The sequence below is a fragment of the Mesorhizobium sp. M7D.F.Ca.US.004.01.2.1 genome (genome assembly GCF_003997785.1).
In the GTDB taxonomy this organism is placed as follows: Bacteria; Pseudomonadota; Alphaproteobacteria; order Rhizobiales; family Rhizobiaceae; genus Mesorhizobium; species Mesorhizobium loti.
Genome location: NZ_RZRQ01000004.1, coordinates 66,489 through 77,565 on the forward strand (window position 1 = coordinate 66,489; position 11,077 = coordinate 77,565).

General features: G+C 62.9%; 9 protein-coding genes. All 9 read right to left on the reverse strand.

The window, feature by feature from the left end:
- Positions 1-7: 7 nt before the first annotated feature.
- On the reverse strand, positions 8-763 hold the full coding sequence (locus tag EN993_RS02250) for an SDR family oxidoreductase (protein WP_127262253.1): 756 nt from the start codon (positions 761-763) through the stop codon (positions 8-10).
- Complete coding sequence (locus tag EN993_RS02255; protein WP_127262254.1) at positions 760-1,278, reverse strand: hypothetical protein; 519 nt, start codon at positions 1,276-1,278, stop codon at positions 760-762. Before EN993_RS02255 ends, EN993_RS02250 begins: the two co-directional genes overlap by 4 nt.
- 60 nt (positions 1,279-1,338) lie before the next feature.
- On the reverse strand, positions 1,339-2,619 hold the full coding sequence (odhB, locus tag EN993_RS02260; protein WP_127262255.1) for a 2-oxoglutarate dehydrogenase complex dihydrolipoyllysine-residue succinyltransferase: 1,281 nt from the start codon (positions 2,617-2,619) through the stop codon (positions 1,339-1,341).
- 28 nt (positions 2,620-2,647) lie between these two features.
- Positions 2,648-5,635, reverse strand: a complete 2,988-nt coding sequence (locus tag EN993_RS02265) for a 2-oxoglutarate dehydrogenase E1 component (protein WP_127262256.1) — start codon at positions 5,633-5,635, stop codon at positions 2,648-2,650.
- Between the two features lie 149 nt (positions 5,636-5,784).
- Positions 5,785-6,687 (reverse strand): succinate--CoA ligase subunit alpha, encoded by a 903-nt coding sequence (gene sucD, locus EN993_RS02270; protein ID WP_126066906.1) that lies wholly within the window; start codon positions 6,685-6,687, stop codon positions 5,785-5,787.
- A 50-nt stretch (positions 6,688-6,737) separates the two neighbouring features.
- On the reverse strand, positions 6,738-7,109 hold the full coding sequence (locus EN993_RS02275; protein ID WP_057145194.1) for a cupin domain-containing protein: 372 nt from the start codon (positions 7,107-7,109) through the stop codon (positions 6,738-6,740).
- Between the two features lie 4 nt (positions 7,110-7,113).
- Positions 7,114-8,307 carry an ADP-forming succinate--CoA ligase subunit beta gene (gene sucC, locus EN993_RS02280; protein ID WP_109663789.1) on the reverse strand — a complete coding sequence of 398 codons (1,194 nt, stop codon included), beginning with the start codon at positions 8,305-8,307 and terminating at the stop codon, positions 7,114-7,116.
- A gap of 16 nt (positions 8,308-8,323) precedes the next feature.
- Positions 8,324-9,292 carry a malate dehydrogenase gene (gene mdh / locus EN993_RS02285; protein WP_127262257.1) on the reverse strand — a complete coding sequence of 323 codons (969 nt, stop codon included), beginning with the start codon at positions 9,290-9,292 and terminating at the stop codon, positions 8,324-8,326.
- Positions 9,293-9,789: 497 nt separating this feature from the next.
- Positions 9,790-10,989, reverse strand: a complete 1,200-nt coding sequence (gene zapE, locus EN993_RS02290) for a cell division protein ZapE (protein WP_109663785.1) — start codon at positions 10,987-10,989, stop codon at positions 9,790-9,792.
- Between the last annotated feature and the right edge of the window lie 88 nt (positions 10,990-11,077).

Consider the following 11,077-nt stretch of genomic DNA (forward strand, 5'->3'; position numbering starts at 1 on the left):
AGAGCGCTCAGCGGCCGCCGCTTACATTCAGGATCGCGCCCGTCGTATAGGACGCGGCGTCGGATAGAAGATAGAGAACCGCGCCCGCGACTTCATCAGCCGTGCCGGCTCTTTTCATCGGCAGTATGTCGCGGAACCGCTCTATCCTGTCCGGCTGCCCGCCAGAGGCATGGATCTCGGTGTCGATGAGGCCCGGCCGCACCGCATTGACGCGGATACCCTCAAGCGCCACCTCGCGGGCGAGCCCAATGGTGAAGGTGTCGATGGCGCCCTTCGAGGCGGCATAGTCGACATATTCGCCTGGCGAGCCCAGTGTCGCTGCCGCCGACGAGATGTTGACGATCGATCCGCCCTTGCCACCGTGGCGGGTCGACATGCGTTTCACCGCCTCACGGGCGCAGAGAAACGAGCCAACGACATTGATGCGCATCATGCGCTCCAGCCGCGCCACATCCATCTCGTCGACGCGCGCCTTGATGTCGACGATGCCGGCATTGTTGACGAAGGCATCGAGCCGGCCGTAGGCGCGGTCGACAGCCTCGAACATGGCCACGACATCGGCCTCGCTGCCGACATCGCCCTTGACGGCAAAAGCTTCGCCGCCGCCGGTCTTGATCTCGGCGACCAGCGCATTGGCGGCGTCCTGGTTCGCAGCGTAGTTGATCCCCACGCGATAGCCGGCCTTCGACCCAAGCCGGCAGATCGCGGCGCCGATGCCGCGGCTGCCGCCGGTGACCAGCAGCACCTTTTGCGTCCCGCTCATTCCTGGCATCCCTTCAAGGCAAACACATCCCACGGCACTTTCGAAAACCCGCTGCCGCCATAGGCGCTGGATTGGCGCAGCGACGGCCCGAGATCCGGCAGGATCAGCGTCTTCGGCGCCTCGACGCCTTCGGCCGGCAGCAGTCCGATGTTGCCCTTGTCATCCGCCGTGTAGATGACGCCATGCCAGGGCGTACAGGCGGCAAGCTCCTCGCCGGTGACGTCGCCCTCGGGGCATTTGTACATCAGCGCGCCATTCGGCCGCGACACACCCTCGTTCCACATGACGATGCCGTTCAGCACCACATTGTTGTCGAGGATCATCCGAAAGCTGTTGGTGACCGTCGCCGAGGTGCCGGTGGGCGTGAAATCAATCTCGCTGCCGCTCTGGGTGTCGCCATAGACAGCGAGCTCGATCGGGCAGGCAGCATGGGCACCGGCGGCGGCCAGCATCATGCCGGCAGCGATCGATGCGATCGAAAGCACCTTGGAAAGGCTAAGGGAACGGGTCGTCATTCTGCCGCGCAGATCCCTTCCTCCGGCACGCATTCCAACAGCCGGATCAGCACCCAGACCTCAGAGATCGAGCACCAGCCGTTCCGGATCCTCCAGGCTTTCCTTGACGCGAACCAGGAAGGTCACCGCTTCCTTGCCGTCGACGATGCGGTGATCGTAGCTGAGCGCCAGATACATCATCGGCCGGATGACAATCTGGCCGCCGACCACGACAGGCCGGTCCTGGATCTTGTGCATGCCGAGAATGCCCGACTGCGGAGCGTTGAGGATCGGCGTCGACATCAGCGACCCGTAGACGCCGCCGTTGGAAATCGTAAACGTGCCGCCCTGCATATCCGCCACCGACAGTTTGCCGTCACGTGCGGCGATGCCCAGCCGGCCGATGTCCTTCTCGATCTCGGCAATCGACATCTGGTCGGCATCGCGCACCACCGGCACGACCAGGCCCTTCTCGGTGCCGACGGCGACGCCGATATGGGCATAGTTCTTGAAGATGATGTCGGTGCCGTCGATCTCGGCATTGACCGAGGGGATTTCTTTCAGCGCATGGGTCACGGCCTTGGTGAAGAAGCCCATGAAGCCGAGCTTGACGCCATGCTTCTTTTCGAACACGTCCTTGTATTTGGTGCGCAGCGTCATCACCGCTGACATGTCGACCTCGTTGAAGGTGGTCAGCATGGCAGCGGTCGACTGCGCTTCCTTGAGGCGGCGCGCAATGGTCTGGCGCAGTTTGGTCATGCGCACGCGCTCCTCGCGCGACGCATCGTCGCCCGAGGACGGAGCGCGCACGGCCACCGGTGCAGGTGCCGGTGCAGCCTTTGGCGTCTCGGCCGGCTGCGACGGCGCGCCCTTGGAGATGGCGTCGAGCACGTCGCCCTTCAGCACCTGGCCACGCTTGCCGGAACCCGAGAGCTGGTCGACCGAGAGGTTGTTTTCGGCGATCAACTTGGCTGCGGCCGGCGCCGGCGGCATGCTGCGCGGCTCGACCGCGCCGGCGTCACCGGCGATCTTGGCGGTCTCGGCCGCGGCCTGCTTGCCGGTCGATGCCGCATCCGGCGACGAGGCCTGCGACACCGCTTGCGGCTTGGTAGCAGGAGCCTCGCCACCCGCCGAAATCGACCCAAGCAAAGCGCCGACGCCGACCGTCTCGCCTTCCTTGACCGCGATCTCCGAAAGGATGCCGGCGGCGGCGGCGGGCACTTCCACCGTCACCTTGTCGGTCTCGAGTTCGACCAGGGGCTCATCGGCGGCAATGGCATCGCCGACCTTCTTGAACCATTTGCCGATGGTCGCTTCGGTGACGGATTCGCCGAGAGTGGGAACGCGGATTTCGGTAGCCATTGTGCCTGTCCGTTTTCTTTCGGTTCTGTTATTCGCCGAGCGCGTCTTCGAGCAAGGCGGCGAGCTGGGCGAGATGCTTCGACATCAGTCCGGTCGCCGGCGAGGCGGCAGCCGGACGGCCGGTGTAGCGCACCCGCTGATGCTTGGCGTCGATATGCGCCAGCACCCATTCCAGATACGGGTCGATGAACGACCAGGCGCCCATGTTCTTGGGCTCCTCCTGGCACCACACCATCTCGGCATTGCGGAAGCGCGACAGTTCGGTGATCAGTGCCTTGGCCGGGAACGGATAGAGCTGTTCGACGCGCAGCAGATAGATGTCGTTGATGCCGCGCTTCTCGCGCTCCTCATAGAGGTCGTAATAGACCTTGCCCGAGCACAGCACGACGCGGCGGATCTTGGAATCCTTGGTGAGCTTGATCGCCTGGTTGGGGAGCAGCTGGGCGTCATCCCAAAGCAGCCGGTGGAACGAGCTTTCGCCCGAAATTTCCGGCAGCGTCGACACCGCCCGCTTGTGGCGCAGCAGCGACTTCGGCGTCATCAGGATCAGCGGCTTGCGGAAGTCGCGCTTCAGCTGCCGGCGCAGGATGTGGAAGTAGTTTGCCGGCGTCGTGCAGTTGGCCACTTGCATGTTGTCTTCGGCGCAAAGCTGCAGGAAGCGTTCGAGCCGGGCCGAGGAATGTTCCGGACCCTGGCCTTCATAGCCATGCGGCAAGAGACAAACGAGGCCCGACATTCTGAGCCACTTGCGCTCGCCCGACGAGATGAATTGGTCGAACACCACTTGGGCGCCGTTGGCGAAGTCGCCGAACTGCGCTTCCCACAGCGTCAGCGCCTTCGGCTCGGCAAGACTGTAGCCATATTCGAAACCGAGCACCGCCTCTTCCGACAGCATCGAGTTGATGACTTCGTAGCCCGCTTGAGCGGCAGACAGATTGTTGAGCGGGATGTAGCGGGTCTCGTCGCGCTGGTCGTAGAGCACGGAATGGCGCTGCGAGAAGGTGCCGCGTTCGGAATCCTGCCCCGACAGGCGGATCGGATTGCCGTCGAGCAGGATGGCGCCGAAGGCCAGCGCCTCGGCCGTCGACCAGTCGATGCCTTCGCCCGACTCGATCGCCTGGCGGCGGTTCTCGAGGAAGCGGATGATCGTCTTGTGCGCCTCGAAATCCTTCGGCACCTCGGTCAGCTTCTTGCCGATTTCCTTCAGCGTCTTGACCGGCACGGCGGTCTTGCCTCGCCGCTGTTCGTCCTGGTTGTCGGCCGTGCGCAGGCCCGACCAGGCACCGTCGAGCCAGTCGGCCTTGTTGGGCTTGTAGTGCTGGCCGACTTCCCATTCGGATTCCAGATGCGCGCGCCAGTCGGCCTTCATCTGGTCGAACTCAGCCTGGGTGATGTGGCCCTCGGCAATCAGGCGGTCGGCATAGATCTGCACCGTCGTCTTGTGGGTGCGGATGTTGCGATACATGATCGGCTGGGTGAAGGCCGGTTCGTCGCCCTCATTGTGGCCGAAGCGGCGGTAGCAGAACATGTCGACCACAACAGGTTTGTGGAACTTCATGCGGAATTCGATCGCCACCTTGGTGGCGTGCACCACAGCTTCCGGGTCGTCGCCATTGACGTGGAAGATCGGCGCCTCGATCATCTTGGCGACGTCGGACGGATAGGGCGACGAGCGCGAGAAGCGCGGATTGGTGGTGAAGCCGATCTGGTTGTTGATGATGAAATGCAGCGTGCCGGCGACGCGGTGGCCGCGCAGGCCGGACAGGCCGAGGATTTCGGCAATCACGCCCTGGCCAGCAAAGGCGGCATCGCCGTGCAGCAAGAGTGGCAGCACCTTGGCGCGCTCTTCCAGCGGCACGATTTCCTCGCGGCTGCGGCCGAACAGATAATCCTGCTTGGCGCGCGCCTTGCCCATCACCACCGGATCGACGATTTCCAGATGCGAGGGGTTGGCGGTCAGCGACAGATGCACCTTGTTGCCGTCGAACTCGCGGTCCGACGAGGCGCCGAGATGGTACTTGACGTCGCCCGAGCCTTCGACCTCGTCCGGGGCGGCCGAGCCGCCCTTGAACTCATGGAAGATGGCGCGGTGCGGCTTGGCCATCACCTGGGAGAGCACGTTCAGCCGGCCGCGATGCGCCATGCCGAGCACGATCTCCTTCATGCCGAGCTGGCCGCCACGCTTGACGATCTGCTCCAGCGCCGGGATCAGCGCTTCACTGCCGTCGAGGCCGAAGCGCTTGGTGCCCTTGTACTTGACGTCGATGAACTGTTCGAAGCCTTCGGCCTCGACCAGCTTCTGCAGGATCGCCTTCTTGCCGGTGGCGGTGAAGGTGATCTCCTTGTCAGCGCCCTCGATGCGCGCCTGGATCCAGGCCTTTTCCTCGGGATCGGAAATATGCATGAACTCGACGCCGAGCGTCGAGCAATAGGTGCGCGTCAGGATTTCCAGCATCTGCCGGATACTGCCGAATTCGAGCCCGAGGACATTGTCGAGGAAGATCGGCCGGTCGTAATCGGCTTCGGTGAAGCCGTAATTTTCCGGCGACAGCTCGTTGTAGTCCTCGAGCGGCTTGGCGATGCCGAGCGGGTCGAGATTGGCGTGCAGATGGCCGCGCATGCGATAGGCACGGATCATCATGATTGCGCGCACCGAATCGCGCGTCGCCTGGTGCACGTCGGCGTCGGAGAGGACGATGCCGTTGGTGACCGCCTTGCCCTTGACCTTCTTTTCCAGATGCTTCTCGACGATGCCCCAATTGCCATCGAGCGCCGACACCAGCTCGCCATTGGCCTGCAGCGGCCAGGATGGCTTGGCCCATGAGGCGCCCTTGGCATTCTTGCGCACATCGCCGGCATCGTCCTTCAGCCCGGCGAAGAACTCCTGCCATTCGGGATTGACCGAGGCTGGATCGTCCTCATAGGCGGCGTAGAGCGCGTCGATGTAATCGGCATTGCCGCCATAGAGGAAAGAGGTGAGCGAAAACTGGTCGTTGGCCTGATCTTGTCTTGCCATTTTTGTCCGCGGAGCCTGGCTCCGTCTCCTGTTTTTGGAGGAGAGTAGGGCAGTAGGGGAGTAGGGGAGTAAGGCAGTAGGGAAAGCAGCCGCGCTCGTCCCGTTCTTCCTATTCCCCTACTGCCATACTGCCCTACTCCCTTACTGCCTTAACCCTTAATCGCCTCGACCAAGGTCGTGCCCAGCCTTGCCGGTGAGGGCGATACCTTGATGCCGGCCGATTCCATCGCAGCGATCTTGTCCTCGGCGCCGCCCTTGCCGCCGGAGATGACCGCGCCCGCATGACCCATGGTGCGGCCGGCCGGCGCCGTGCGCCCGGCGATGAAGCCGGCCATCGGCTTCTTGCGGCCACGCTTGGCTTCGTCCTTGAGGAACTGCGCGGCGTCTTCCTCTGCCGAACCGCCGATCTCGCCGATCATGATGATCGACTTGGTTTCGTCGTCGGCGAGGAACATCTCGAGCACGTCGATGAACTCGGTGCCCTTGACGGGGTCGCCGCCAATGCCGACGGCGGTAGTCTGGCCGAGGCCGACATTGGTGGTCTGGAACACTGCCTCATAGGTAAGTGTTCCCGAGCGTGAAACAACGCCGACCGAACCCTTGCGGAAGATGTTTCCGGGCATGATGCCGATCTTGCATTCGTTGGGCGTCAGCACGCCCGGGCAGTTCGGCCCGATCAGCCGCGAGGTCGAGCGATCGAGCCTGGCCTTGACCTTGATCATGTCCATCACCGGTATGCCTTCGGTGATGCAGATGATCAGCGGGATCTCGGCCTCGATCGCTTCGAGGATCGCTTCGGCGGCACCCGCCGGCGGCACATAGACAACGGACGCGTTGGCGCCGGTCCTTTCCTTGCCCTCGGCGACGGTGGCAAAGATCGGCAGGCTCTCGCCTTTCGAGCCGGTCCAGGTCTCGCCACCCTTCTTGGGATGGATGCCGCCGACCATTTTCGTGCCGTGATAGGCCAGCGCCTGCTCGGTATGGAACGTGCCGGTCTTGCCGGTCAGGCCCTGCACCAGCACCTTGGTGTTCTTGTCGACGAGGATGGACATGGGAGCCCTTTTCTAAAAACTGTTGATCGAGGAAGGCTGCGCGGTCACGGTCAGAGCCGCTTCAGATCGGCGACCGTGAGGTCGCTCTTGGCGTTGCCGGTGTTGAGCGTCGTCGCCGGCTCGAACATCAGCACGACAGGTTCTTCGCTGAGCGAGCGCGGGCGATGCTCGACGGCGCGCGGCACGACGATGAACTCGCCGCTGGAGAGCTCCACCGTGCCGTCGCGAAAATCGATGGCGATACGGCCGCGCAGCACGAGGAAGGCTTCGTCCTCATTGTCATGCGCGTGCCAGTCGAAGACGTCGCCGAATTTGGCGATCTTGACCTGAGACTCGTTGACGTCGCCGGCAATGTGCGGATCGAAGACCTTCTTGATCTTTTGATCCGCCGCCTCGACCAGGTTTATCTTGTGCGGAGGCACCAGATCAGCCCTTCACCGCCGCCACGATCTTCTTGGCCGCGTCGTCGAGATCATCGGCCGACACCACGTTGAGGCCGCTGTCGTTGATGATCTTCTTGCCTAGCTCGGCATTGGTGCCTTCCAGTCGCACCACCAGCGGCACTTCCAGGCCGACTTCCTTGACCGCGGCAATGACGCCCTCGGCAATGATGTCGCACTTCATGATGCCGCCGAAGATGTTGATCAGGATGCCCTTGACCGCCGGATCCCTTGTGATGATCTTGAACGCCGCCGTCACCTTCTCCTTGGACGCACCACCGCCGACATCGAGGAAGTTGGCCGGTTCGGCGCCATAGAGCTTGATGATGTCCATCGTCGCCATGGCAAGCCCGGCGCCGTTGACCATGCAGCCGATATTGCCATCGAGGGCGACATAGGCGAGGTCGTATTTCGACGCCTCGATCTCCTTCTCATCCTCTTCGGTGGTGTCGCGCAGTTCGAGCACGTCGGGGTGACGGAACAGCGCGTTGTTGTCGAACGACACTTTCGCATCGAGCACGCGCAGCCGGCCGTTCTTCATGACGATCAGCGGGTTGACCTCGAGCAGGCTCATATCCTTCTCGACAAAGGCCTTGTAGAGGATCGGGAACAGGGTGTTGCCGTCCTGTGCCGCGTCGCCGTCGAGCTTCAACGCGCCGTTGAGCGCCTTTAGATCGGTTGCAGTGACGCCTTTTTCCGGGTCGATGGCGACAGTGATGATCTTTTCCGGCGTATCATGCGCGACCGCCTCGATGTCCATGCCGCCTTCCGTCGAAACGACGAAGGCAACGCGGCCGACCGAGCGGTCGACCAGGATAGACAGATAGAGCTCGCGTTCGATGTCGGCGCCATCCTCGATGTAGAGGCGGTTGACCTGCTTGCCGGCCGGGCCGGTCTGCTTGGTCACCAGCGTGTTGCCGAGCATCTCGTTGGCGTTGGCAACGACTTCGGCCACCGACTTCGACAGCCTGACCCCACCCTTGGCATCGGGGCCGAGTTCAGTGAATTTGCCCTTGCCGCGGCCGCCGGCATGGATCTGGCTCTTCACCACATAGAGCGGACCCGGCAGCGCCTTGGCCGCGGCTTCCGCCTCGCTCGCCTTGAACACCGGCACACCTTCGGCCACTGGCGCGCCGAAAGACTTCAGCAGCGCCTTGCCCTGATACTCATGGATGTTCATCTGGATTTGCTCCGGTTCACTTCGAGGCCAGCTGCGGCGCGATCTTGACGCAGGCCTCGGTCAGGCCCTGCACCGTCGCCACCGAGGAGTCGAACATCTTCTGCTCGGCCTTGTTGAGGTCGATCTCGATGATGCGCTCGACGCCGCCGGCGCCGATCACCACGGGAACGCCGACATAGGTGTTCTTGACGCCATACTGGCCGGAGAGATACGCGGCACACGGCAGCACACGCTTCTTGTCCTTGAGATAGGCTTCGGCCATCTGGATCGCGGAAGCCGCCGGCGCATAATAGGCCGAGCCGGTCTTGAGCAGGCCGACGATCTCGGCGCCGCCGTCGCGGGTGCGCTGCACGATCTGGTCGAGCTTTTCCTTCGAGGTCCAGCCCATCTTGATGAGGTCGGGCAGCGGAATGCCTGATACCGTCGAATAGCGGATCATTGGCACCATGGAATCGCCGTGGCCGCCGAGCACGAAGGCGGTGACATCCTCGACCGAGACCTTGAATTCCTCGGCCAGGAAATAGCGGAAGCGCGCGCTGTCGAGCACGCCGGCCATGCCGACGACATGGCTCTTGGGCAGGCCGGAAAACTTCTGCAGCGCCCAGACCATGGCGTCGAGCGGGTTGGTGATGCAGATAACGAAGGCCTTCGGCGCGTATTTCTTCAGCCCGGCGCCGACCTGTTCCATGACCTTGAGGTTGATGCCCAAAAGGTCGTCGCGGCTCATGCCGGGCTTGCGCGGCACGCCGGCGGTGACGATGCAGACATCGGCACCCTCGATGCCGGCATAGTCGTTGACGCCGGTAAGCCTGGAGTCGAAGCCATCGACGGGCGACGACTGCGCGATATCGAGCCCCTTGCCCTGCGGGGTACCCTCGGCAATATCGAACAGCACCACGTCGCCGAGGTCCTTGAGGCCGATCATGTGGGCGAGCGTGCCGCCGATCATGCCAGAGCCGATGAGCGCTATTTTGTTGCGTGCCATGTGAGGATGTTTTCCCTTTGTCAGTGACGACGTCTCAAATCCTTAACGACTTGATGGCGGCGTCGAAGAAGAGGCCGGAATGCTGCGGGGGAACCGCGAATTTTCGCCGCACCCAATAGCCTTGGTGCGATATAAATTCAAACGATTATTTCGAGGCCAGCATTTTCAATCGGTTAGAGTGTTTGGGATTTACGTAAACGTCAAAGTTTGTAAGCCGACTTCTGGGAATTTACACAATGAGGATGAAGATCGTAAGGCAATACTCGGGTGATGACGCCCTTGTGATGCGGCACCAAATCTCCCTCTTGAGAGGGAGATGTCGCCAAAGGCGACAGAGGGGGTCGCCGCGCGTGAAGCGCTGGCGCCATCTGTGCCGCGCCCGGTCGAACCAACCTCCTCTGGCCTGCCGGCCATCTCCCCCTCGAGGGGGGAGATCGATCGTCGCGCCAGTTTTGCCAACCGTCAACGATGCAAGAGGGGAACCTACGTCTCTGAGCCTAAGCTTGCGTCTGCTGCGCTTCTGGCGCCGCCTTCGCCTTATGCCGCTCCGCCCAATCCTCCAGCCAGTCGCGGCTTTGCATCTCGATCAGCCGCGATGCCGTGCGCTCGAACTCGAAGACCTCGACGCCGCGTTTGGCCACATAAAGCTTCTGCGGCGGCGCTTCGGCACTCACCACCAGCCGCACATGATGGTCGTAGAGCGTGTCGATCAAAAGGATGAAGCGCTTGGCCTCGTTGCGCTTGCCATCGCCGAGCACCGGGACGTGGTCGATGAAGACGGTCGAAAAGCGTCCGGCAATCGCCAGGAAATCGCGGGCTCCGAGCGGCTTTTCGCAGAGATCGGCAAAGGAGAACCGCGCCGCATCGCCCGCCGCACGCGGCACGACCACGTGCCGGCCTTTGAGCGCCAGCGACGTATGCGCCTCTGGCGCCCCGCGCGTCATGGCTTGCCAGGCCTCGTCGAGCACCTGGGCGGCCGCCGCATCGGCCGGCGTGACATAGACCGGTGTGCGGACTAGCTTTTCCAGTCGGTAGTCCTTGTCGGCATCGAGCGTCAACACCTGTGCATGCCGCTCCAGAGTGCCGATGAACGGCAGGAAAAGCTGGCGGTTCAGCCCGTCGCGATAGAGATCTTCCGGCGCCACGTTCGAGGTGGCGACCAGCACCACGCCGCTGGCAAACAGCGCCGAAAACAACCGCGACAGGATCATCGCGTCGGCAATGTCGGTGACCGAGAACTCGTCGAAGCACAGCACCCAGGCCTGCTCGGCAAGCGCCTTGGCCACGGGCGGGATCGGATCGTCTTCCTTCACGTCGCCATTCTTGCGCGCCTGCCGGTGCTTCTGGATACGGTCCTGTACATCGGCCATGAAGTCGTTGAAGTGGACGCGGCGCTTGCGCCGCACCGGCAGCAAGTCGAAGAACATGTCCATCAGCATGGTCTTGCCGCGGCCGACGCCGCCATGGATGTAAAGGCCTTTGACGGCCTCATGCGTCTCGCGCTTGCGGGCAAACAGCCAGCCCAGCGCGCTCGACTTGTGCGCCAGCCGCTTGGCCGAGATCTCGTCGATCAGCCGATCGAGCGCAGCCGCGATCCACTCCTGCGCCGGATCGCGTTCGATCGCGCCGGTTTCCACCAGATGGTCGTAGCGCTGCCTGACGGTCGCATGGGTCTGGAGGCCGTCACGCAGATGCATCGGTCACGTCATTTGTTTTTATGCATGTCGCTGTCCCGAAACCGGGGCCACTTCTGCGCGACATGCATTCGGAAGGACTAGCCTACCT